This is a genomic window from Neisseria dentiae, assembly GCF_014055005.1.
GTDB classification, from domain to species: domain Bacteria; phylum Pseudomonadota; class Gammaproteobacteria; order Burkholderiales; family Neisseriaceae; genus Neisseria; species Neisseria dentiae.
Map to the genome: position 1 here is coordinate 365,261 of NZ_CP059570.1, position 22,195 is coordinate 387,455.

The 22,195-nt window shown below is 56.4% G+C and carries 23 protein-coding genes; 20 read left to right on the forward strand and 3 right to left on the reverse strand.

The annotated features are described in order from the left end of the window. Positions 1-67: 67 nt before the first annotated feature. On the reverse strand, positions 68-430 hold the full coding sequence (locus H3L92_RS01720) for a hemerythrin domain-containing protein (RefSeq protein ID WP_085365043.1): 363 nt from the start codon (positions 428-430) through the stop codon (positions 68-70). A 78-nt stretch (positions 431-508) separates the two neighbouring features. Here H3L92_RS01720 and H3L92_RS01725 point away from each other — a divergent pair, with 78 nt between their 5' ends. The 4 genes from H3L92_RS01725 to H3L92_RS01740 all read left to right on the forward strand — a co-directional run bounded on the left by H3L92_RS01725 (position 509) and on the right by H3L92_RS01740 (position 3,374). Beyond that, the gene (locus H3L92_RS01725) at positions 509-961 is read left to right on the forward strand and encodes an RrF2 family transcriptional regulator (protein WP_085365042.1); all 453 of its coding nucleotides are present in this window, start codon (positions 509-511) and stop codon (positions 959-961) included. A gap of 294 nt (positions 962-1,255) precedes the next feature. Further along, on the forward strand, positions 1,256-2,185 hold the full coding sequence (locus H3L92_RS01730; protein ID WP_085365041.1) for an energy transducer TonB: 930 nt from the start codon (positions 1,256-1,258) through the stop codon (positions 2,183-2,185). A 91-nt stretch (positions 2,186-2,276) separates the two neighbouring features. Continuing rightward, entirely contained in the window at positions 2,277-2,936 is a 660-nt protein-coding gene (locus H3L92_RS01735; RefSeq protein WP_085365040.1) for a MotA/TolQ/ExbB proton channel family protein, read from the forward strand. A gap of 3 nt (positions 2,937-2,939) precedes the next feature. After that, positions 2,940-3,374, forward strand: a complete 435-nt coding sequence (locus tag H3L92_RS01740) for an ExbD/TolR family protein (protein ID WP_085365039.1) — start codon at positions 2,940-2,942, stop codon at positions 3,372-3,374. 157 nt (positions 3,375-3,531) lie between these two features. Here the strand turns inward: H3L92_RS01740 and mnmC1 are convergent, their stop codons facing one another. After that, positions 3,532-5,169 (reverse strand): FAD-dependent 5-carboxymethylaminomethyl-2-thiouridine(34) oxidoreductase MnmC1, encoded by a 1,638-nt coding sequence (gene mnmC1, locus H3L92_RS01745; RefSeq protein WP_085365038.1) that lies wholly within the window; start codon positions 5,167-5,169, stop codon positions 3,532-3,534. Between the two features lie 200 nt (positions 5,170-5,369). On the opposite strand from mnmC1, the gene pyrF reads away from it, so the two are divergent. The 9 genes from pyrF (at position 5,370) to H3L92_RS01790 (ending at position 12,061) form a co-directional block, all read left to right on the forward strand. After that, on the forward strand, positions 5,370-6,107 hold the full coding sequence (gene pyrF / locus H3L92_RS01750) for an orotidine-5'-phosphate decarboxylase (RefSeq protein ID WP_085365037.1): 738 nt from the start codon (positions 5,370-5,372) through the stop codon (positions 6,105-6,107). 70 nt (positions 6,108-6,177) lie between these two features. Then, positions 6,178-7,140, forward strand: a complete 963-nt coding sequence (gene rfaE1 / locus H3L92_RS01755; RefSeq protein ID WP_085365036.1) for a D-glycero-beta-D-manno-heptose-7-phosphate kinase — start codon at positions 6,178-6,180, stop codon at positions 7,138-7,140. Between the two features lie 33 nt (positions 7,141-7,173). After that, positions 7,174-7,356, forward strand: coding sequence for a hypothetical protein (locus H3L92_RS01760; protein WP_085365035.1), 183 nt, complete (start codon positions 7,174-7,176; stop codon positions 7,354-7,356). Continuing rightward, entirely contained in the window at positions 7,337-7,921 is a 585-nt protein-coding gene (locus tag H3L92_RS01765; protein WP_085365034.1) for an ATPase, read from the forward strand. Before H3L92_RS01760 ends, H3L92_RS01765 begins: the two co-directional genes overlap by 20 nt. 43 nt (positions 7,922-7,964) lie before the next feature. Then, positions 7,965-8,966 carry an ADP-glyceromanno-heptose 6-epimerase gene (gene rfaD / locus H3L92_RS01770; RefSeq protein ID WP_085365033.1) on the forward strand — a complete coding sequence of 334 codons (1,002 nt, stop codon included), beginning with the start codon at positions 7,965-7,967 and terminating at the stop codon, positions 8,964-8,966. A gap of 155 nt (positions 8,967-9,121) precedes the next feature. Then, a complete protein-coding gene (gene rraA / locus H3L92_RS01775; RefSeq protein ID WP_085365032.1) occupies positions 9,122-9,616 on the forward strand; it encodes a ribonuclease E activity regulator RraA in 495 nt (164 codons plus the stop codon). Positions 9,617-9,619: 3 nt separating this feature from the next. Then, positions 9,620-10,039: an OsmC family protein gene (locus H3L92_RS01780; protein ID WP_085365031.1), complete on the forward strand. Its 420-nt coding sequence runs from the start codon at positions 9,620-9,622 to the stop codon at positions 10,037-10,039. An 87-nt stretch (positions 10,040-10,126) separates the two neighbouring features. Further along, positions 10,127-10,852: a GntR family transcriptional regulator gene (locus H3L92_RS01785; RefSeq protein ID WP_085365030.1), complete on the forward strand. Its 726-nt coding sequence runs from the start codon at positions 10,127-10,129 to the stop codon at positions 10,850-10,852. Between the two features lie 363 nt (positions 10,853-11,215). Continuing rightward, positions 11,216-12,061, forward strand: a complete 846-nt coding sequence (locus tag H3L92_RS01790; protein WP_115336272.1) for an RnfABCDGE type electron transport complex subunit B — start codon at positions 11,216-11,218, stop codon at positions 12,059-12,061. A gap of 151 nt (positions 12,062-12,212) precedes the next feature. Here H3L92_RS01790 and H3L92_RS01795 read toward each other — a convergent pair whose 3' ends face one another. Continuing rightward, on the reverse strand, positions 12,213-12,692 hold the full coding sequence (locus H3L92_RS01795; RefSeq protein ID WP_085365029.1) for an FKBP-type peptidyl-prolyl cis-trans isomerase: 480 nt from the start codon (positions 12,690-12,692) through the stop codon (positions 12,213-12,215). 479 nt (positions 12,693-13,171) lie between these two features. Here H3L92_RS01795 and H3L92_RS01800 point away from each other — a divergent pair, with 479 nt between their 5' ends. The 7 genes from H3L92_RS01800 (at position 13,172) to dnaG (ending at position 22,103) form a co-directional block, all read left to right on the forward strand. Then, positions 13,172-13,465, forward strand: a complete 294-nt coding sequence (locus H3L92_RS01800; RefSeq protein WP_085365028.1) for a hypothetical protein — start codon at positions 13,172-13,174, stop codon at positions 13,463-13,465. A 135-nt stretch (positions 13,466-13,600) separates the two neighbouring features. Continuing rightward, positions 13,601-14,974 (forward strand): FAD-binding oxidoreductase, encoded by a 1,374-nt coding sequence (locus tag H3L92_RS01805; protein ID WP_115336273.1) that lies wholly within the window; start codon positions 13,601-13,603, stop codon positions 14,972-14,974. Positions 14,975-15,385: 411 nt separating this feature from the next. Continuing rightward, entirely contained in the window at positions 15,386-17,671 is a 2,286-nt protein-coding gene (gene pflB / locus H3L92_RS01810) for a formate C-acetyltransferase (protein WP_085365026.1), read from the forward strand. Between the two features lie 153 nt (positions 17,672-17,824). After that, positions 17,825-18,625, forward strand: coding sequence for a pyruvate formate lyase 1-activating protein (gene pflA, locus H3L92_RS01815; protein ID WP_085365025.1), 801 nt, complete (start codon positions 17,825-17,827; stop codon positions 18,623-18,625). 717 nt (positions 18,626-19,342) lie between these two features. Next, on the forward strand, positions 19,343-19,555 hold the full coding sequence (rpsU, locus tag H3L92_RS01820) for a 30S ribosomal protein S21 (RefSeq protein WP_085365024.1): 213 nt from the start codon (positions 19,343-19,345) through the stop codon (positions 19,553-19,555). A 252-nt stretch (positions 19,556-19,807) separates the two neighbouring features. After that, positions 19,808-20,254: a GatB/YqeY domain-containing protein gene (locus tag H3L92_RS01825; protein ID WP_085365023.1), complete on the forward strand. Its 447-nt coding sequence runs from the start codon at positions 19,808-19,810 to the stop codon at positions 20,252-20,254. Between the two features lie 73 nt (positions 20,255-20,327). Continuing rightward, positions 20,328-22,103 carry a DNA primase gene (gene dnaG, locus H3L92_RS01830; protein ID WP_085365022.1) on the forward strand — a complete coding sequence of 592 codons (1,776 nt, stop codon included), beginning with the start codon at positions 20,328-20,330 and terminating at the stop codon, positions 22,101-22,103. Positions 22,104-22,195 lie beyond the last annotated feature (92 nt).

Below are 22,195 nucleotides of genomic sequence, written 5' to 3' on the forward strand. Positions count from 1 at the left end.
AGACGGCCTACGGTGTGTATCGCAGGCTGCGGCCTTTGCAACAGGCCGCCTGAAAAGTTCGGATACTTTATAAAAACGGTTCTACGGCAGGAAACAGCTCGCGTTCTTCAAAGCGGGCGTGGTCGCGCAGTGTGCGCGCAAACCCGGTGTTCCATGTTTCGCTGCCGTATTGCGGCGCGGCGGCCATTGCGCGCAATTGGCGGTGGTCGGCCTCGAAACGGGCGCGCAGGGCAGGGTCGATGTTGTGCCAATGCGGGGCGAACTGGCTTTCTTCGGCAGAAAAATGCATCAATAGGTCGGGCAGGTGGGCCTCGATGTCGGCCTGATGGTTATCGGCGGGGTTGCGCAGAATACGCACGCACAATGCCAGCGAATGATGGTGTTCGCGCGAGCGTTCGATTAAATCGGGGTGGCGTTTCAGCGGTTTCATGGCGTTGCTGCTAGATAATTTTATAAGTTTCATATATTATGAAACTTATCTTGCCGATAAGTCAAACCCATTACGATCATGTATTTAACCCAACACACCGATTACGGCCTGCGCGTGCTGGTTTATACCGCCGTAAACGACGATGCCCTAGCCAACATCGGCACCATTGCCGACACCTACGGCATATCGAAAAGCCATTTGATGAAAGTGGTTACCGCGCTGGTGAAAGGCGGCTTTCTCGACAGCGTGCGCGGCAAAGGCGGCGGCCTCAAACTCGCCCGCGCACCCGAACACATCAACATCGGCGCGGTGGTGCGCCATTTGGAACCGATGCAGCTGGTTGAGTGCATGGGCGATAACAACCAATGCCTGATCACCCCGGGCTGCCGTTTGGCGGGCATAATCGGCGGGGCGATGAAAGCGTTTTTGAATTATCTCGACGGCTTTACGCTGGCCGACTTGCTCAACAAACCTACCTGCGATCTGTTGTATCTGCCGAAAATTTCCATTTTGGCCGAAAACCGTTTGTAGCAAGGCGGGTGGGTTTTAAAAATCTGAAAGGCCGTCTGAAAATATTTTTTTCAGACGGCCTAAACAACTTGCAAAAATTTCGGCTTTTTAAATGTGGGATTCACCCGAAGGTATAAATGCGGCGGCTGTTACGTACCCCGCAAAACCGCATCTGCCGCTTCGGCCCGCCGAAACTTCAGATAACCTTTGTCACTGTTTTTATAGTAATTTATTTGTGTAAAAATTCCGGTAATCGGTGTGCGGAAGCCTTAAATGAGTTGCAAACAGGAATAATTGCTATTAACATACTCAGCCATGAAAAATGAACGTATTTTAACCCCCACCACGTTCGCGCTGGTGGCTTTTTTACATATCGGGCTGATGGCTTTGCTGTGGCAGGGCAGGCCGCCGCAGCAGGTTGAGATGGCGCATATCGAATTTGTCGATTTGGGCGATTTCGGCGGCGGCGACGGCCAAGCCGAAGGTGCGGGCGCGCCCGCGCCCGAAACGGCAGCGCCGCCGAAGCCCAAACCCGAGCCGGCCAAGCCTAAAGAAACGCCCAAGCCCCAACCCAAACCGGCCGAGCCGCCTAAGGCGGAACTGAAACCTGTGATTACCCAAAAAACACAGGCCGATATCCGCCAAACCAAAGAGCAGCCACAACCCAAACCGGTGGAAAAAACCAAGCCCGAGCCGGTGGAGAAACCCGTAGCAAAACCGGTTGAGAAACCGGTGGAAAAAGCGGCGGAAAAACCTGCTGCCGCACCGGTTGAAAAACCGGCGGCTGAATCCGACAAACCCGCAGCGGCCGGCCCCGCCAGAGCCAAAGACGGCACGGGCGACGGCAGCGGCTATGCCAAAATACAGGGCAAAGGCAGCGGATCGGGCAGCGGCGAAGGCCGTGGCACGGGCAGGGGAGAAGGCAGCGGCAGCAGAAGCGGCGACGGCCACGGCGAAGGCGGCGGCAGCGGTGCGGGCAGCAGCCGCAGCAACCCCGTGAAAGCCAGTGGTTCTATTCCGCGCCCGCCGTATCCGCCGCTTTCGGAAGAAAACGGAGAAGAAGGCACGGTTAGATTAAGGGTGCTGGTGTCGCCTTCCGGCAGCGTTGCCGATGTGAAGGTGGCCAGAGGCAGCGGTTTCGCGCGTTTGGACAGGGCGGCGGCCGGTGCGGCCCGTTCGGGCAGCTTCAACAGCGGCGGCAAATGGGTTGAATATGCGGTGTCGGTAAACTTCTCTTTAAATTGATATTTTTAAACGGATATCGTGTCGTGGCCGTCTGAAAAAGCGGCGGCTGCGGCGAAAAATTTTGATTGACTAACTTTTGGAATAAACAGCAATGAATTTAGGATTGGTTTTTGAATCAGGCGATTATGTGTTGATCAGCGTGTTTTTACTGCTGGTGTTGATGAGTATCGTAACGTGGACGGTGATTGTGGTGCGCGCCGTCAAACTCAGCAAGGCCAAAAAAGGCAATGCCGCCGTGAAGCCGATGATTTGGAACGCCAAATCGTTAAGCGAAGCCGTGGAGCAGGCCAAAACCGTAGAGTCGCCGATGAGCGCGGTAACGCTGGATGCCGTGCGCGCACGCGAAAGCTACCGCCTGCACAAAGACAACCAAATCGCCGCCGCCGTGCCGCTGAACGAATATCTTGTGCGCCAAATCCGCAACAGCATGAGCCAAAACCTGCGCCAGTTCGACGGCGGCCTGACCGCGCTGGCTTCCATCGGCGCCACCGCCCCGTTTATCGGCCTGTTCGGCACGGTTTGGGGCATTTACCATGCCTTGATTAACATCAGCCAAAGCGGCCAGATGAGCATTGCCGCCGTGGCCGGCCCCATCGGCGAGGCTTTGGTGGCCACCGCCGCCGGTTTGTTTGTGGCGATTCCCGCCGTGCTGGCCTACAACTTTCTGGTGCGCGGCAACAAAACGCTGGCTCAGGATATGGATGCCTTCGCCCATGATTTTCATGTCCAACTGTTAAACCATAAGGATTAAGCCATGGCATTCGGTTCGATGAATTCCGGCGACGATGCGCCGATGGCCGACATCAACGTTACCCCTTTGGTGGACGTGATGTTGGTGCTGCTGATTGTGTTTATGATTACCATGCCCGTGCTCACGCACTCGATTCCGCTGCAACTGCCCACCGCGTCGGAAAACATCAAGCAGGAAACCCAGCCCAAAGAGCCGCTGCGGTTGAGCATTGATGCCGATGGGGCTTATGTGCTCGGTGCGGAATCCACGGCCAAACTGAGTTTGGAAGAGGTTACCGAGCAGCTCAAGCAGGCCAAGGCGAAAAACGCCGATTTAATCGTGGCCATCGCCGCCGACAAGCACGTGGAATACGATTCGGTTGCCCAAGCCCTGCATTCCGCCCGCGAAGCCGGCATCAGCAAAATCGGGTTTATCACCGAAACCGATTCGGGCAAATAAACGTGATTGGGAAAAGCTTGGTTTGAAAGCAGGCAAAGGCCGTCTGAACAGATTTTTTCAGACGGCCTGATACTTTTGCAAAAAGCCGTTTTAATCCTGAATTTATTATATTTCGTCATACTCGGGCTTGACCCGAGTATCTCTTTATCTGGTTGAATCACGCTTCCGCCAGCAGCGGCTGCCCGCGGATAACCGCGCGGATAACCGTGCGGTTGGGCGAGAGCGCGTTGCGCAGGCGTTGCGACAGCGGATTGGGCAGGCCGAGAATGTCGGCGGCAACGGCGGCGGCGCAGACGGGGGCGGTGGCCAGGCCGCGGCTGCCGTGGGCGGTGTTGATGTAGGCGCCCGGCAAATAAGGGCAGGGCGTGTGGATGCGGTAGTTTTTGTCGAGCGCGAGTTTGGCATAGGCCTGCTGCATGGTATAGATGTCGCCGAGTGCGCCCACCAGCGGCAGGTGGTCGGGGCTGTCGCAGCGCAGGGCGGCATGGCCTTGCAAAGGTTGTGCGGGGCCGTTTGAACGGGTTTCAGACGGCCTGTCCGGACTCAGGCCGTCTGAAAATAAATTTCCGGCCAGTTTGGCATCCAGTTCGCGCAAAGTAAGGCGGTTGGCTTCGGCATCGCTTGCGCGCCATTCGCTGCCGGTGTCGTGCTGGATAAAGGTGGCGCCGAAGCAGTGCGCGCCCTGCCAGGCGGGGCTGATGTAGCCGGCGGCGGAAAGGGCGCAGCGCAGGGCGGCGGAATAGGGCGTGGCGGCGGCCAGATCGGTTTGGCCGCGGATCAGGCGGTAGGGCAGTGCGGATACGTCGGCTGCGGCGGCCAGCGGGCTGTGCGCGCCCATGCAGTAGATGATATGGCTGCCGCAGAAGGTTTGCGTGGCGGTTTTCACCTGCCATATGCCGTTGCGGTATTCGGCGGCTAGCGCGGGGGTGCGGGCGTGCAGTTCGATCAAAGGGTGGTCGAGCAGGGCGTTGACCAGCGCGGGCGGGTTCAGCCACACGCCTTGCGGCCAGTAAAGCGCGCTTTGCGTGAGGGGGATGCCGGCCAATTGCGAGGCCGTTTCGGCGCAAACGGGGCGGTAGAGGTGGGCGTGGTGGGTTTGCGCCGCCAATGCCAGATTGCGGCGGGTTTCTTCTTCGTTATGATTGAGATGGAGCACGCCGCTGCCGCCCCAGTTTTCGCGTGCGGGCAGCAGGGTGTCGAGCAGGCGGCGGGTGTGGCCGTAGCCGCACAGCAGCAGTTCGGTTTGTTCGGTGTTGTGCGGCGAAATCTTGGCATACAGCAGCCCTTGGCGGTTGCCCGAGGCAGCGTTGGCCGGTTCGGCAGCTTCGAGCACGGTAACGGGCAGGCCGTGCCGCGCCAGCGCGCGTGCGGTAGCGGCACCGGCGATGCCTGCGCCGATAACGATGGCGCGGGTTGCGGGGCGGCGTTCGGGCGGCTTGAACCACGGTTTGACGTTTGGCGGCGGCAGTTGCGGCACGGCTTCGGTTTGCCATTGCACGGGTTGCGGGAAATGTTCGCCGAGGCGGCAGGCGGCTTCAGGCGGCATCAGCCACAAATGCACGCCCGGCAAGATGTCGTATAGCGCATTGGCGGCGTTAAACTGAATGCAGCCGAGTTTGCTTTCGATGGCTTGGCTTAACGCGGTTTCTTGTGCCGAAGGGTTTTCAGACGGCCTGAACACGGGGATTTCGTTTGCGGACAGGCACACAACCAGATACAGCGGTTTGGGGTGTGCGGTAATGGCGCAAGAGAGTTCTGATAATGAAGGCGGGCGGTTCCAAGCGAGGTGGTTCATGTATCAGGCCGTCTGAAAAAAGAAAGGGGCGATTTTAGCACGCGCTTCGGCCGCATACCGCCCAAGTGCGCGGAAAAGCTGTTAAAATCAGGGCGATTTTATTGTTTCAGACGGCCTGGGCGGGCAGCAAGCCGACAGGTCCGCATATCGTGAAACCGCCCTTTCCGCCGTCTGACCCATATAACCAAACGGAAACCGTTATGAACCCCTTAATCGCCGACTTCAACGCCGAACCCGCACGCGCCCCCGTGATTGTGGCGCTGGATTTTGCCAACGAACACGACACGCTCGCGTTTGTGCGCAGGCTGGAGCCGTCTTTATGCCGTTTGAAAATCGGCAAAGAGCTGTTTACCGCCACCGGCCGCCGCTTGGCCGAAAGCCTGATTAACCAGGGCTTCGAGCTGTTTCTCGATTTGAAATACCACGATATTCCCAACACCGTGGCCAAAGCCTGCCGCGCGGCGGCGGAAATGGGCGTGTGGATGGTCGATATGCACGCCTGCGGCGGCCGCCGCATGATGGAAGCCGCCGCCGAAGCCGTGGCCAACCAGGCGCACAAACCGCTGCTAATCGGCGTAACCGTGCTCACCAGCATGGAAGCGGCCGATTTGGCCGAAATCGGCCTGAACGCGCCGGTGGAAGAATTGGTGCTGCGTTGGGCGAAACTCGCGCAAAGCTCGGGTTTGGACGGCGTGGTATGTTCCGCCCACGAAGCCGCCCCGCTGCGCCGAGACTTGGGCGGGGATTTCGTGCTGGTTACGCCCGGCATCCGCCTCGACGTGGCGGGCAACAGCGACGACCAGCGCCGCATCATGACACCGGCTCAGGCACTGGCGGCCGGCTCCACCTATCTGGTGATGGGCCGCCCCGTTACCCAAGCCGCCGACCCCGTGGCCGTGCTGCGCGGAATCAATGAGGCTGCCCAAGCCATGCGCTGATTTTCAGACGGCCTGATGTTAAAAGTTTAGGCAGAGGCCGTCTGAAACCCAAAGAAACGGACTGACAAATATGGTATTCCCAACTGACCCGCAAACCCTCGCAACCCGCCTTGCCCGAGCACGCGTGCTGGTGGTGGGCGACGTGATGCTCGACCGCTACTGGTTCGGCGACGTATCGCGCATTTCGCCCGAAGCCCCCGTGCCCGTGGCCAAAATCGGCAAAACCGACCAGCGCGCCGGCGGTGCCGCCAACGTTGCCCGCAACGTCGCCTCGCTGGGCGGGCAGGCCGCCTTGCTGTCGGTAACCGGCAACGACGAAGCCGCCGACGTGCTCGACGGCCTGATGCGGCAGGACGGCGTGGCCGCCCATCTGGTGCGCGATTCGGAAATCGCCACCACCGTGAAACTGCGCGTGGTTGCCCGCAACCAGCAATTGATCCGCCTCGATTTCGAAGAGATGCCGCACCGCGAAATCCTCGATTCGGTAAAAGACCAATACCGCGCACTGTTGCCCGAATACGATGTGGTGATTCTGTCGGACTACGGTAAAGGCGGCCTGCTGCACGTTGCCTCGATGATAGAATGGGCGCGCCAGGCCGGCAAACCCGTGCTGATCGATCCCAAAGGCGACGACTACGAGAAATATGCCGGCGCCACCCTGCTCACGCCCAACCGTGCCGAGTTGAAAGAAGTGGTGGGCAGCTGGCGCAGCGAAGCCGAGCTGACCGAAAAAGCGCAGCACCTACGCCGCCACCTCGAACTCGAAGCCCTGCTGCTCACCCGCAGCGAAGAGGGCATGACCCTGTTCGGCGGCAGCGAAATCGTCAACCGGCCCACGCGGGCGCAGGAAGTGTACGACGTGTCCGGCGCGGGCGACACCGTCATCGCCAGCATGGGCTTGGGGCTGGCCGCCGGTTTCAGCCTGCCCGAAGCCATGCACATCGCCAACACCGCCGCAGGCGTGGTGGTGGCCAAACTGGGCACGGCGGTGTGCTCGTTTGACGAGCTGACCGCAGCGCTCGAAAAGGAATAACGGCGGTTTCAGACGGCTTTGAAAGGAGGCGCTATGTACCAGCCCGATTTGGAAAAAATCAAACGCAAGCAGGCCGAATTGCAGGCGGCCCACCGCGCATGGATAGCCGAAAAAGCCAAACACGAAATATTGGCGTTTGCCGATGAAAAAGGCAACGTCGTATTGCACCACCCCGACGGGCATACGGAGATTGTGCATGAGGCCGAAGCAGGCTAGGGCGGTATTTTATTGCGGTACCAACGGTGCGGGCAAAACCACTTTGCGCGGTTTGAACCATGATGCCGTGTCGGTGGTGATTGATTCCGACCATATCGCCGCCGAGCTTAATCCTGCCAACCCGCGGGCCGCAGATATGGAGGCCGGGCGGCAGGCGTTAAAACTTTTTCAGACGGCTTTAAATAACGGTATTTCGTTTTCCATGGAATCCACACTGTCGGGTGTTTCGGTGTTGCGGCGTATGCAGCAGGCCAAAGATAAGGGATTTCATGTTATTTTGAACTATATCGGGCTGGTTTCCGCCGATTTGCATATCGAACGCGTACAGTCGCGCATCCGCAGCGGCGGCCATCCGATAGACAACGGAGTCATCCGCAGGCGGTTCATCGAAAGCCACACCAATCTGGCCGTGGCGGTGCAATTGGCCGACGAAGCGTATCTTTATGATAATTCCGGGGCAGAGTTGGCATTGGTGTTATATGCCGCAGGCGGTAAAATCTATCTGCAAACCGATACGCAGCCCGCATGGGTGCAGAAGCTGATACAAACATTAACGGCCGTCTGAAAGCCCGGTTTTTTTCAGACGGCCGCAACAAAAGGAAAGCATTATGACCATCATCGTAACCGGCGCCGCCGGCTTTATCGGCAGCAACATCGTTCAAGCCTTAAACCGGCGCGGCATCACCGACATCGTTGCCGTCGATAACCTCTCGCGCGGCGAAAAATTCAAAAACCTGGCCGAGTGCGAAATCGCCCATTATCTCGACAAACACGAGTTTATCCGCCAGGTGCGCGAGCACGAGCTGCCCTACGACGACATCGAAGCCGTGTTCCACGACGGCGCCTGCTCCGACACCATGGAGCACGACGGCCGCTATATGATGGACAACAACTACCAATACAGCCTCGACCTGCTCGATTGGTGCCAAGACGAACGCATCCCCTACCTTTACGCCTCCAGCGCGGCGGTGTACGGCAAAGGCGAAATATTCCGCGAAGAGCGCGAGCTGGAAAAGCCGCTCAACGTTTACGGCTATTCCAAATTCCAATTCGACCAGGTGGTGCGCCGCCGCATGAAAGAAGGGCTGACCGCGCAGGTGGTGGGCTTCCGCTATTTCAACGTTTACGGGCAGCACGAGCAGCACAAAGGCCGTATGGCGTCGGTGGCCTTCCACCACTTCAACCAATACCGCGAAAACGGCTATGTTAACCTGTTCGGTGCCAACGACGGCTACGGCAACGGCGAGCAGACCCGCGATTTCGTGAGCGTGGAAGACGTGGTGAAAGTGAACCTGTTTTTCTTCGACCACCCCGAAAAATCAGGCATTTTCAACCTCGGCACCGGCCGCAGCCAGCAGTTTAACGAGCTGGCAGCCGCCACCGTCAACGCCTGCCGCTCGGCCGAAGGCAAAGCGGCGATGACGCTGGAAGAGCTGGTGAAAGAAGAGCTTATCCGCTATATCCCGTTTCCCGACGCGCTCAAGGGCAAATACCAGAGCTTCACCGAGGCCGACATCTCGCGCCTGCGCGAAGCGGGTTACGACGGCGCGTTTTTCGACGTAAACGAAGGCGTGAGCCGCTATGTGCAGTGGATGCTGGAAAACCTTTAACAAGCACGGCAGGCCGTCTGAACGGTAAAAATCTTTTATAATTAATGTTTTCAGACGGCCAAGTATTGTATTTTCGGCATAGCGCTCCATTTTAAGGCGTATCTTGCCAAAAAGATTCTCAGGCCGTCTGAAGCCTGTAAACACAAGGAGAAAACATGAGCAGCCAATACGATTTCGCCACCGCAGACCTGATCGACATTGCGCCCGACACCCCGTCGTGCGAAACCCAGTTGCGCCATTTCGGCCGCCGTTACCGCTTCTGCGGCAGAATCCGCACGGTAAAGTGCAGCCGCGACAACGGCTTGGTTAAAAAGCTGATGAACACCCATTCCGACGGCGAAGTGCTGGTGGTGGACGGCGGCGGCGATTTATACAGCGCGCTGATGGGCGACATGATTGCCGGCGCAGGCGCCGCCAACGGCTGGGCGGGGGCGGTGGTTTTCGGCGCCATACGCGATAACGAAGCGATCAACACCATCGATTTCGGCGTGAAGGCATTGGGTACCAACCCGCGCAAAAGCGGCAAAGAAGGCGCGGGCGAAGTGGACGTGCCGGTCAGCTTCGGCGGCGTAACCTTCACCCCCGGGCATTATCTATATAGTGATTCAGACGGCATTTTGGTGTCGGAGCAACCGTTTCATCAGGAATAAAACATGCAGGTAACTTCAAAATGGATTGACGGGATGTGCTTTATCGGCACCACGGAGCACGGCCACAGCGTGGTGATGGAAGGCGCGGCGGCGGAAGGAAGCGTCAAACGCGGCCCCAGCCCGATGGAAATGCTGCTATTGGGTGTGGCGGGCTGTTCCAGCATCGACGTGGTGATGATTGCCGAAAAACAGCGGCAGAATGTGGCAGACTGCCAGGCCACCGTTACCGCCAAACGGGCAGACGAAGCTCCGCGCGTATTCACCGAAATCCACATCCATTTCAAAGTGTTCGGCCGCAACCTCAAAGAGAGCGCGATTGCCAAAGCCGTGGAGATGTCGGCCGAAAAATACTGCTCCGCCTCGATTATGCTGGGCAAGGCGGCAAAAGTAACGCACAGTTTCGAATTGATTGAAGAAGTATAAAGGTTTTGCCGATTGAGGCCGTCTGAAAACCGTTCAGACGGCCTTGAAATCCATCTATGATGACTCTGGAAACCAAAGAGATGCAGTATGATTGAAAACAACAGCGACAATGCCAACACCATGTTTTACGCCCCCGCTGCCTCCGCTTCGATGGAAGAGCGGCACGATTCCGAGCTGTTCAGGGTGTATGCCCAGATTCTCGACGGAATTACCGACCACCAGCTCCGCCCCGGCCACAAGCTGACCGAATCCGACCTGTGCCGGCAGATGGTGTGTTCGCGCGGCACCGTGCGCAGCGCGCTCTCGCTGCTCGCACACGACAAAATCGTCGATTTGCTGCCCAACCGGGGCGCATTCGTGCATGTGCCCGATGCCAAAGAAACGGAAGACGTGTTCAAAATGCGTATCGCGCTGGAAGAAACCGTGATCAATATGCTGCTCGAACGCCCCGATCTGGCCGAGAGCGCCAAACCGCTGTATGCCATGATAGAGCGAGAAGAAGCCGCCTTCGCACGCGGCGACCGTGTGGCATGGAACCGCCTTTCCAACGCCTTTCACGTTGAGCTGGCACGCCTGCTCGATAATCAGGTTCTGCTCGACATCGTCAACACCTTGTGCGCCCGTTCCTCACTAATTATCGCCGTTTTCGACGCCCCCAAAGACCGCCTGCGCCACACTTACTGCGAACACCGCGAAATCCTCGATCTGCTGGTGGCGGGCAAAGGCAACCGTGCCTGCAAAATGATGCGCAAACACTTGGGCCAATGCCAGGCGCGCCTGCTGCGGAAATTCGGTTTGGGCGAAGAGCAATAACCCGCACCGGCCGCAGCCGTACCCGCGCCCGTTAGCCAACCGCATCCTAACCCGATGCGGTTTGTTTATGCCGCAATCTTTGCAGAAAAGCATGGTTTTGAAGGCTACGGGTTGAATGTTATATAGTCAGAAACCCTTAAGGCCGTTTGAAATATTCGGCCATCGTTATTCCTGCGTAGGCATTTAAACATTTCAGACGGCCTTAAGGGTATGTTTGCAAAGGTTTCAGTCAGCCAACTTCAGAAAAAGCACACGCACCATACCCGGGCTTGAACCGAGTATTTCCTGTTGCCGAAACTCAAGATGCCCGGGTCAGGCCGGGTATCTGTTAAAATACACTTTTCCGATTCCAGCCTGCCGACCATGAGCCTCGCCCAACGTTTAGACCACCTGCTGCCGCAAACCCAATGCCGCGAATGCGGCTATCAGGGCTGCTTGCCTTATGCGCAGGCGCTGGCCGAAGGAGAGGCCGAAATCAATCTGTGCGCGCCGGGCGGAGAGGCCGTTATGCTGGATATTGCCGGCCTGCTCGGCAGGTCGCCGCGCCAACCCGCCAAAATCCAAGAAAAAGCGCTGGCATGGATAGACGAAACCGCGTGCATAGGCTGTACGGCCTGTATCAGAGCCTGTCCGGTCGATGCCATTATGGGCGCGTCCAAACAGATGCACACGGTTATCCGCAACGAATGCACGGGATGCGGATTATGCGTGGCACCGTGTCCGGTCGACTGCATCCATATGCAGCCGGTCGAAGCCGGTTTTCTGCCGCTGGCGAACGCAGGCGAACACGGCGTCAATCCGCGCCAAGCCGCAGCCGAATATGCCCGCGCCCGTTTTAACTGGCACGAAAAGCGTACGGCGAGGGATTTGCAGGAGAAAAAAGCCCGCTTGGCCGAGCGGGAAGCCGCCGTTAAAGCCAAAGCGGCAGAGCAAACCGCTGCGGCCCGCACGGCCGCTCCCTCGTTCAGCCCGGCCGACCTGATTGCACAGGCAATGGCGCGCGCCCAAGCGCAGCAAACGCAACGGGTGGTGTCGGCCAACCGCGAAGCTTATCAGGCAAAACAGCTAAAAGAGGCCAAAGAGCGCGCCGCCTACCGCCGCGCGCAGCGCGATTTGCAATACGGCACGGCAGAAGAAAAAGCGGCGGCATTGGCGTTTCTGCGACAATATAAGGCTGAGCAGGAGGCCAAAGCGGCCAAACGCGATTAGGTTTGTCCGCCGCAGCCAAACAATTTGGGGCCTTGGTAACATTCCTATCAATATCTGAAACCCTCTGCCTCTATTGAAAGATGCTGCCCATAACGATACAGGCCGTCTGAAAGTTTCAGACGGCCTGTTGTTATTTAAAAAAACGGCTTGATTAATGATGGTGTCCGTGCTCGCCGTGTACATGGCCGTGGGCGATTTCTTCTTCGCTGGCATCGCGCACGCTGTCAACCGTGGCTTTGAAGCGGATTTTCATACCGGCCAGCGGGTGGTTGCCGTCAACCACGGCTTTGCCGTCGGCCACGTCGGTTACGCGGTAAACCCACACATCGCCGGTTTCGGGGTCGTCGGCTTCGAACATCATGCCCACTTCCACTTCAACGGGGAACACGCTCACATCTTCGATACGCACCAACTCGGGGTCTTGCTCGCCGAAAGCGTCGTCGGGCTGCAACACAATGTCCACCACGTCGCCCGCCTCTTTGCCGTGCAGCGCTTCTTCCACCAACGGAAAAATACCGTCGTAGCCGCCGTGCAGGTAGGCGATGGGTTGTTCGGTTTTGTCGAGTAACTGGTCGTTGGCGTCAAACATCTCGTAATGCAAGGTAACAACGGAATTTTTTTGGATAGCCATGCTAAGGTCCTTGTTTGTTTTGAAAATTCGGTTTCTTTGATAAAACTTCGGCGATTATAACACACTTATGCACGCACCCCGGGTTTCAATTTGTCGGGCGAAATCAAGTTATGTGCGTCAAAAATTATGCAAATGTTGTATTTTTGCCACTTTGCGCATCATTATGGCAAATAATGCGTAATAATTCTGAAAATAGTTTTATTTGTTATCGGATTATTTAAAATTTTGAAATTTCAATGCAAACTTTAGTTTTATTACAGAAATAAAGCAGAAATTTGCAATTTATATTGAACTTATTTCCGCTTTGATATGACTAAGCTACCATATTCATGGTTCGCTGGGTTGCCGGTTGCATTGCATTAGCCAAGCAGGTCGGGCATAATGCCGGAATTCAGCAATGAATTTCTTTTTCCCCCATATGAGACCGGGTTCGTGCCTGTGTCAATTTGTTTTTTAAATCGATTTAAAAGGTATTGAAAATGAAAAAATCTCTGTTAGCCGCTGCTCTGATGTCTTTGTTCTTGGCCGCTTGCGGTCAGCAAGCCAGCGCTCCTGCCGCCGCTTCTGCTGCCAGCGAAGCCGCTTCTGCCGTTGATGCAGCTGCTTCTGCTGTTGACGCTGCCGCTTCTGAAGTTTCTGCTGCTGCTTCTGCTACCGAAGCCGCTGCTGCTTCTGCTACCGATGCCGCCGCTTCTGCTGCCGACACAGCCGCTACCGCTGCTGCTTCTGCTGCCGACGCTGCCGCTTCTGCTGCTGCTTCTGCCGCCAAATAAGCATATTTTTAAAATATGTAACAAAAAGCAGGATACAATGTATCCTGCTTTTTGTTTTGGGCGTCCATTCCGCCCGAGCCTTTGTCCTTCCGAAACCGTTTCGGAAGGTTTTCCTGTTTTTCAGACGGCCTGAATATGAATCCGCAACACATCAAACCGGCATTGCTGCAATTTTTAAGTGCAGACGAAATCTTAGAAGACGCATCCGCCTGGCTGACCGACCAGCGCAGCCGCTATACCGGCACGGCCGATGCGGTGGTGCAGCCCAAAAGCGTGGCTGCGGTGCGGCAGTTGATGCGGTTTTGTTTTGAAAACCGGATAGCGGTAACGCCGCAGGGCGGCAACACGGGGTTGTGCGGCGCTGCCGTGCCCGAGGGCGGGGTGTTGCTGAACCTTTCCAAACTCAACCGAATCCGCAGCATCAATTTGGCCGACAATGCCATAACCGTGGATGCGGGCGCGGTGCTGCAAACGGTGCAGGAAGCGGCGGCGGAGGCGGGGCGGCTGTTTCCGTTGAGTCTGGCCAGCGAAGGGTCGTGCCAAATCGGCGGCAATATCGCCTGCAATGCGGGCGGATTGAATGTGTTGCGCTACGGAACCATGCGTGATTTGGTGTTGGGGCTGGAAGTGGTTTTGCCAAACGGCGAATTGGTTTCGCACCTGCACCCGCTGCACAAAAACACCACCGGTTATGATTTGCGCCATCTGTTTATCGGCAGCGAAGGCACGCTGGGTGTGATAACGGGGGCAACGTTGAAACTGTTTGCGCTGCCGAAAACCGTTGAAACCGTGTGGGTGGGGGTGGATTCGATAGAGCGGGCGGTGGAGCTGCTCACGCTGGTGCAGGGCGGTTTTGCCGAGCGTTTGTGCAGCTTCGAGCTGGTCAGCCGTTTTGCGTTGGCGTTGTCGTCGGATTTCAGCCGCATCGGCCAACCGGTTGATGCGCCGTGGCATATTCTGCTGGAGTTGGCCGATTCGATGGAAAGCGGCGGCTTGGGCGAGGAGTTGGCGGAGTTTTTGCTGGCGCACGGTTTCGACAATGCCGTGGCGGCGCAATCCGAAACCGAACGCCAAGCCTTGTGGACGTTGCGGGAAAATATTTCCGCATCACAGCGCAATCTGGGCGCCAGTATCAAACACGATATTGCGGTGCCGATTGAAAACGTGGCCGGGTTTGTGGCCGATTGCGAAACTGCGCTTCAAACGGCTTTTTCCGGCATCAATATCGTGGTGTTCGGCCATTTGGGCGACGGCAGCCTGCACTACAACACTTTCCTGCCCGGCGTGCTGGATAACGGGGTGTATGAATATGAGGATGCGGTGAATGCCGTGGTGTATGAAAACGTGTTGGCCTGCAACGGCACGGTGGCGGCGGAGCACGGTATCGGCATAGTGAAGAAGCAATGGCTGCCGAGCGTGCGCAGTGCGGCGGAAATCGCATTGATGCGGGCGGTGAAGGCCGAACTTGATCCGCGCGGCATTATGAACCCGGGCAAATTGCTGCCGTAGTTTTGTTTCAGACGGCCAAAGGCTTGTGAAAAATTCGGGCAGGCCGTCTGAAATATCCGGCTTGCGGCCTTTGCGAAGCTAATAACGGTAAATAAACTTTTCTTGGGTTTTGCACAGGTTTCAGCCTGCCAAAATAATCGTTGGCCCGTGAAAAATTTTCAGGCCGTCTGAAATGTTTTCAGACGGCCTGTTTTAATCCGCACAATTTAATTATTTTACGCCTGTTTTTTGCTGCGTAACAGAGTTTGCCCGGCTGTTTTATCCTACTACATTTTGTTACCTGATTTATATCAAGTAGTAATTTTGTTTCAATAAAATCGCAGCGCATCCGTCTTGAATAAGTGCTATTCTGTGCCCATTAAGTTTCATGTAACCCGTTTCTTATCGTTTGAAAAAACAAGGAGTTCAAAAATGGCTACCACCGCACAAGAGCGCCCCGCCGCATGGGCCGGCTTTAAAGCCGGCGAGTGGGAGAACAGTATTGACGTACGTGATTTTATTCAGAAAAACTACACGCCTTATGAAGGTAACGCCGACTTTTTAGCGCCGGCCACCGAAGCCACCACCAAACTGTGGGCCGAAGTGATGGAAGGCATCAAAGTGGAAAACCGCACCCACGAGCCTTATAAAATCGACGCCCAAGTGGTTTCCGGCATCACCAGCCACGGCCCTGGCTATATCGACAAAGATTTGGAAACCATCGTCGGCCTGCAAACCGACGAACCGTTGAAACGCTCCATCATGCCTTTCGGCGGCCTGAAAATGGTGCAGGATTCCTGCAATATCTACCGTGTGGAGCTGAACCCCACCGTAACCGAAATCTTCACCAAATACCGTAAAACCCACAACCAGGGCGTGTTCGACGTTTACACCCCCGATATCCGCCGCTGCCGCAAATCAGGCGTGCTGACCGGCCTGCCCGATGCTTACGGCCGCGGCCGCATCATCGGCGACTACCGCCGCGTGGCGTTGTATGGTATCGACCGTTTGATGGCCGACAAAGTGGCGCAGTTCAATTCGCTGCAACCCGATTTGGAAGCCGGTAAAAACTTGGAAGAAGTAATCCGCCGCCGCGAAGAAATCAACGACCAGCACAAAGCCTTGGGCCAAATGAAAGAAATGGCCGCGAGCTATGGTTTTGATATTTCCGGTCCCGCCAAAAACGCCCGCGAAGCCGTGCAGTGGACTTACTTCGCCTACTTGGCTGCCGTGAAATCGCAAAACGGCGCCGCCATGTCGTTCGGCCGTGTGGCCACTTTCTTGGACATCTTTATCGAGCGCGACCTGCAAAACGGCACGTTAACCGAAATCGAAGCGCAAGAGCTGATCGATCACTTGGTGATGAAGCTGCGTATGGTACGCTTTTTGCGCACCCCCGAATACGACCAATTGTTCTCGGGCGACCCGATTTGGGCCACCGAATCCATCGGCGGCATGGGCTTGGACGGCCGCACGCTGGTAACCAAAAACAGCTTCCGCTTCTTGCACACTCTGTATAACATGGGTCCGTCACCCGAGCCGAACATCACCGTGTTGTGGTCCGAACAGCTGCCCGACGGCTTCAAGCATTTCTGCGCCAAAGTATCCATCGACACTTCGTCTATCCAATACGAAAACGATGACTTGATGCGCCCCGACTTCAACAGCGACGACTACGCCATTGCCTGCTGCGTCAGCCCGATGGTGGTCGGCAAACAAATGCAGTTCTTCGGCGCGCGTGCCAACCTGGCCAAAACCCTGCTGTACGCAATCAACGGCGGCGTGGACGAAAAATCGAAAGAACAGGTCGGCCCCAAATCCGAGCCGATTCTCGACGAAGTGTTGGATTTCGACACCGTGATGGCGAAAATGGACAACTTTATGGATTGGTTGGCCACCCAATACGTTACCGCGTTGAACATCATCCACTACATGCATGACAAATATTCGTATGAAGCCGCGCTGATGGCCCTGCACGACCGCGACATCAAACGCACCATGGCCTGCGGTATCGCCGGCTTGTCGGTAGCCGCCGACTCGCTTTCCGCCATCAAATATGCGAAAGTGAAACCCGTGCGCGATGAAAACAATATTGCTGTCGATTTTGAAATAGAAGGCGAATACCCGCAGTTCGGTAACAACGACGACCGCGTTGACGACATCGCCTGCGATTTGGTAGAACGCTTCATGCGCAAAGTGGCCACCCACCCGATGTACCGCAACGCGATTCCGACCCAATCCGTGCTTACCATCACTTCCAACGTGGTTTACGGCAAAAAAACCGGTAACACCCCCGACGGCCGCCGTGCAGGCGCACCGTTCGGCCCCGGCGCCAACCCCATGCACGGCCGCGATGTGAACGGTGCGGTGGCTTCGTTAAGCTCGGTAGCCAAACTGCCGTTCGAGTTCGCCAAAGACGGTATTTCCTACACCTTCTCGATTGTGCCGGGTGCATTGGGTAAAGACGAGCAATCCCGCGAACGCAATCTGGCTGGCCTGATGGACGGTTATTTCCACCACGAAGCCGGCGAAATAGAAGGCGGCCAACACCTGAACGTGAACGTGCTCAACCGCGAAACCCTGATGGACGCGATGGAACATCCGGAAAAATATCCGCAGTTAACCATCCGCGTATCCGGTTACGCCGTGCGCTTCAACTCGCTGACCCGCGAGCAGCAGCAAGACGTGATTACCCGCACCTTTACGGCAAGCATGTAATCCGGTTCGGGGTTCGTTATCAAAATGCCGGGTTTGCAGCCCGGCATTTTTTCAGACGGCTTGGGGTAAAATACATTCAGGCCGTCTGAAACCCGTTTTCCCCGACACTCTACGCCCTATGTAATTCCAACAAAACCAAAAAAGCAAACCGCCATGCAAACCTACACCATCAAACCCGAAAACGAACACCACGAAGGCCACCGCGGCTACCACGGCACCGCCATCGTGCATTCCATCGAATCCTGCGGCACGGTCGACGGCCCCGGCCTGCGCTTCGTGCTGTTTCTGCAAGGCTGCCTGATGCGCTGCCTCTATTGCCACAACCGCGACACCTGGGATATGCACACCGACAAAGCGCAAGAGCTGACCGTGGAGCAGGTGATGAAGCAGGTGCTGTCATACCGCCACTATCTCAAAGCCACCGGTGGCGGCGTAACCGCAACCGGCGGCGAGCCGCTGCTGCAATACGAATTTCTGCGCGACTGGTTCACCGCCTGCCGCGAACACGACATCCACACCTGCCTCGACACCAACGGCTACGCCCTGCATTACGACGAAATTCTCGACGACCTGCTCGACCACACCAATCTGGTGATGCTCGACCTGAAACAGATTGATCCCGAAATCCACAAAGTTTTGGTGGGCATTCCCAACACCAAAACCCTCAACTTCGCCCGCTATCTGGCCGAGCGCAACCAGCCCACGCGCGTGCGCTACGTGATTGTGCCCGGCTACACCGACGACGAACGCTCGGCCAACCTGCTCGGCGAATTTATTGGCGGCATGGAAAACGTGGAAACCGTGGAGCTTCTGCCGTATCACGAACTGGGCGCGCACAAATGGGAGCTGTGCGGCGACGAATACAAACTCAAGGGCGTGCATCCGCCGCCCAAAGAAACCGTTTTGAAAATCAAAGAAATTTTAGAAGGCTACGGCAAAAACATTATCCTGTGAGCCTTTAAAACGCTTGAGGCCGTCTGAAAGCAGAAAACAGCATGGTTTTTTCAGACGGCCTGATGGTTTTGTGAAATCCGTTTCCATATGATTACCGTCTATTTATTACCGTCATACTCGGGCTTGACCCGAGTATCTTTTATTTTCTTGATTTCCCTGCCAAAAGAGAATACTTGGGCAGGACGGAACACAAACTTTTGGCAACCCGGTAACTTTGGCAGTTTGCAAAAACAACAGCCTGAGACCTTTGCAAAAATACCTTAAGGCCGTCTGAAATGCTTAAATCCCGTCATTCCCGCGTAGGCGGGAATCCAGATGGAAATATTGAAGCATTGATTAAACAAATACTTGGATGCCAAGCGTCTGGATTCCCGCCTACGCGGGAATGACGGGAAATAAATTTTTTGTGATGTTTTTTAATTTTGCAAAGGTCTCAGCCTGATGCTTGGGTAAAAAAGCTGGCAATCCCGCCGTTTTTCTTGACAAACCAAGCCGTTGCTAAGATAATCCGCCAATTCTTTTGCCGCCGTTCGAATACGGCGGGTAATTTTTACGGCAGCCCGCTGCTGCCGTGCCGTTAGGAGGTGATGTTTACATCACGGCGCGTATCCCGCCATGCCGGTTCCGGCGCAACCTGCGATACACCCAAACCGATTTCCGAGGCCGTCTGAAAACAAAGCGGCGGCCCGTAACCTGATTTTTATTAAGGAATAAAAAATGCCTGCTATCCGTGTAAAAGAAAACGAACCTTTTGAAGTTGCCATGCGCCGTTTCAAACGCGCTGTGGAAAAAACCGGCCTGCTCACCGAGCTGCGCGCCCGAGAAGCCTACGAAAAGCCGACCACCGAGCGCAAACGCAAAAAAGCCGCTGCCGCCAAACGCCTGCAAAAACGCCTGCGCAGCCAGCAACTGCCCCCGAAACTCTACTAATCCGCCGCACTCTATTGTGATGCGATAAAAGCAATACACACCGTAAGGCTTCGGCCTTGCGGTGTTTTTGGCTTTGTATGGCCGCCCGCCTGCATACCGAAACGTTGGCGATGTAAGCTGCCGGCGTGAAAAAACGTCAAACCTTATACGGCAGGCCGGGTTTCACAAGCCGCAGGCCGTCTGAAAACTTGATTTTTTACCGGGCGGCACCATTGAAGCCATACCGATTGTTTAATTTAACCGAGCGATACCATGAGCCTGAAAGCCCGACTTGCCGAAGATATGAAAACCGCCATGCGCGCCAAAGACAGCGTAACGCTTTCCACCGTGCGCCTGATCAACGCCGCCGTCAAACAGTTTGAAGTGGACGAACGCACGGAAGCCGACGATGCCAAAGTGGTGGCCATCATCACCAAAATGGTCAAACAGCGCAACGACAGCGCGAAAATCTACACCGATGCCGGCCGCAGCGATTTGGCCGACAAAGAAAACGCCGAAACCGAAGTGCTCAAGCGCTATCTGCCGCAGATGATGTCGGCAGAGGAAATCCGCGCCGCCGTAGCAGAGGCCGTGGCCGAAACCGGTGCCGCCGGCATGGCCGATATGGGCAAAGTGATGGGCGTTTTGAAAACCCGCCTGGCAGGCAAAGCCGATATGGGCGAAGTGAATAAAGCGTTGAAAGCGGTGTTGGCGGCCTGATTGCCGAACAAGGCCGTCTGAAACGGGGTGCGGCTTGGCCGCCGCTTTTTCAGACGGCCGCAGATAAAAAACCATGATACCCAGCGAATTTATAGACGAGCTGCTGGCCAAAGTCGATATCGTCGATATTATCGACGAGCATGTGCCGCTGAAAAAAGGCGGTGCCAACTATATGGCCTGCTGCCCGTTTCACAAAGAAAAATCGCCGTCGTTTTCGGTGAGCCCGCAGAAGCAGTTTTACCACTGCTTCGGTTGCGGCGCGCACGGCACGGCCATCGGTTTTATTATGGAGTATCAGGGGTTGAGCTTTACCGAAGCCGTGCAGTATCTGGCCGACCGCACGGGTTTGACCGTGCCGCGTACGCACGCCCGGCAGGACAACCCCGAACAGCGCGCCGAGCGTAAGAAAAAACAGCAAACGCTGGAAGAAACCACCGAGGCCGCCGCCGCTTTTTACCGGGGCCGTCTGAAGCAGGATGCGCGCGCGCAGGAATACCTGCACAAACGCGGCCTGAGCGCCGAAATCATCGAGCATTACGGCCTGGGCTACGCGCCCGACGGCTGGCAGCCGCTGGCGCAGGTGTTCCAGCCCTATCCCAACACCCCGCTGGTGGAAAGCGGCATGGTGGTGGAAAAAGACGGCAAACATTACGACCGCTTCCGCGACCGCATCATGTTTCCGATACGGAACCCGCGCGGGCAGGTTATCGGCTTCGGCGCCCGCGTGCTCGACAAAGGCGAGCCGAAATACCTCAACTCGCCCGAAACGCCGCTGTTCGACAAAGGCCGCAATCTCTACGGCCTGCACGAAAGCCGCGCCGCCATCAAAGAAGCGGGGCGTATTCTGGTGGTGGAAGGCTATATGGACGTGGTGGCGCTGGCGCAGTTCGGCATCGGCTACGGCGTGGCTGCGCTCGGCACCGCCACCACCGCCGAGCATGTGAAAATCCTGATGCGGCAAACCGACAGCATTTATTTCTGTTTCGACGGCGACAGGGCAGGGCGCAAGGCCGCATGGCGCGCACTCGAAAACGCGCTGCCGCAGCTGAAAGACGGCAAAACGCTGCATTTTTTGTTTCTGCCCGAAGAGCACGACCCCGACAGCTACATCCGCGCCTATGGCAAAGCGCAGTTTGAAGATGCGCTGCTCAACCAAAGCAAACCCCTGTCGGCCTATTTTTGGGAACAGCTTTCAGACGGCCTCAACCTGAACACGCAAGAAGGCAAGGCCGAGCTGGTGAAAACCAGCGCCCCGCTGCTCGCCCAGATTACCGCCCCCGCGTTATCCTTTCTGCTGAAACAGGAGCTGGGCGACAAAGTGGGCATCGACCCCGCCAACCTTGCCCGCCTGCTGGGGCAGGAAGCGCCCAAGCAGCATGTGAAGCAGAAAAGCTACAAGCTGCCGCAGGAAACCTTTAGGCAGCCGCAGATGTCCACTCTGGTAGAGCGGCAGATACGCAGCCTCTTGATAAATCCCGCATGGGCTGCATATATAGAGTTGCCCGAATATCTGAACCTTAGCGGCGATTTCGCCTGCCTGGCCAACCTTGCCGAGCTGATCAACAGCAGAAAAGAGCCGCCGGGCAGCGCACAGATTTTGGAACATATGCGCGGCACGCCCCACGAAGCCACCGTCAGCCGCATTTTCCAAAACATGCAGCACGGCGCGGAAGAGCTGGAAAGCAGCAGCGAAGAAGATTGCGAAAGTTTCAAACTCGGCATGAAAAAGCTGCTGAATGAGTTAAAATACGCCCAAATTGAAATGCTGAAACAAAAAAACCGGCAGGGCGGTTTGAGCGAAAGCGAAAAAAAACTGCTGCTGGCCTTATTAACGCCCGCAGCGCATTGAAACCTTGAAACAGGCTTGCGAACACGATTCGGAGGCCGTCTGAAAACACATACACACCACTGCAACCGAGTCGTCTTGCACCTACCGCAGAA

Coding starts and splice junctions, on each gene's coding strand:
- H3L92_RS01720 (WP_085365043.1), bottom strand. CDS start 430: ATGAAACCGCTGAAACGCCACCCCGATTTAATCGAACGCTCGCGCGAA.
- H3L92_RS01725 (WP_085365042.1), top strand. CDS start 509: ATGTATTTAACCCAACACACCGATTACGGCCTGCGCGTGCTGGTTTAT.
- H3L92_RS01730 (WP_085365041.1), top strand. CDS start 1,256: ATGAAAAATGAACGTATTTTAACCCCCACCACGTTCGCGCTGGTGGCT.
- H3L92_RS01735 (WP_085365040.1), top strand. CDS start 2,277: ATGAATTTAGGATTGGTTTTTGAATCAGGCGATTATGTGTTGATCAGC.
- H3L92_RS01740 (WP_085365039.1), top strand. CDS start 2,940: ATGGCATTCGGTTCGATGAATTCCGGCGACGATGCGCCGATGGCCGAC.
- mnmC1 (WP_085365038.1), bottom strand. CDS start 5,169: ATGAACCACCTCGCTTGGAACCGCCCGCCTTCATTATCAGAACTCTCT.
- pyrF (WP_085365037.1), top strand. CDS start 5,370: ATGAACCCCTTAATCGCCGACTTCAACGCCGAACCCGCACGCGCCCCC.
- rfaE1 (WP_085365036.1), top strand. CDS start 6,178: ATGGTATTCCCAACTGACCCGCAAACCCTCGCAACCCGCCTTGCCCGA.
- H3L92_RS01760 (WP_085365035.1), top strand. CDS start 7,174: ATGTACCAGCCCGATTTGGAAAAAATCAAACGCAAGCAGGCCGAATTG.
- H3L92_RS01765 (WP_085365034.1), top strand. CDS start 7,337: ATGAGGCCGAAGCAGGCTAGGGCGGTATTTTATTGCGGTACCAACGGT.
- rfaD (WP_085365033.1), top strand. CDS start 7,965: ATGACCATCATCGTAACCGGCGCCGCCGGCTTTATCGGCAGCAACATC.
- rraA (WP_085365032.1), top strand. CDS start 9,122: ATGAGCAGCCAATACGATTTCGCCACCGCAGACCTGATCGACATTGCG.
- H3L92_RS01780 (WP_085365031.1), top strand. CDS start 9,620: ATGCAGGTAACTTCAAAATGGATTGACGGGATGTGCTTTATCGGCACC.
- H3L92_RS01785 (WP_085365030.1), top strand. CDS start 10,127: ATGATTGAAAACAACAGCGACAATGCCAACACCATGTTTTACGCCCCC.
- H3L92_RS01790 (WP_115336272.1), top strand. CDS start 11,216: ATGAGCCTCGCCCAACGTTTAGACCACCTGCTGCCGCAAACCCAATGC.
- H3L92_RS01795 (WP_085365029.1), bottom strand. CDS start 12,692: ATGGCTATCCAAAAAAATTCCGTTGTTACCTTGCATTACGAGATGTTT.
- H3L92_RS01800 (WP_085365028.1), top strand. CDS start 13,172: ATGAAAAAATCTCTGTTAGCCGCTGCTCTGATGTCTTTGTTCTTGGCC.
- H3L92_RS01805 (WP_115336273.1), top strand. CDS start 13,601: ATGAATCCGCAACACATCAAACCGGCATTGCTGCAATTTTTAAGTGCA.
- pflB (WP_085365026.1), top strand. CDS start 15,386: ATGGCTACCACCGCACAAGAGCGCCCCGCCGCATGGGCCGGCTTTAAA.
- pflA (WP_085365025.1), top strand. CDS start 17,825: ATGCAAACCTACACCATCAAACCCGAAAACGAACACCACGAAGGCCAC.
- rpsU (WP_085365024.1), top strand. CDS start 19,343: ATGCCTGCTATCCGTGTAAAAGAAAACGAACCTTTTGAAGTTGCCATG.
- H3L92_RS01825 (WP_085365023.1), top strand. CDS start 19,808: ATGAGCCTGAAAGCCCGACTTGCCGAAGATATGAAAACCGCCATGCGC.
- dnaG (WP_085365022.1), top strand. CDS start 20,328: ATGATACCCAGCGAATTTATAGACGAGCTGCTGGCCAAAGTCGATATC.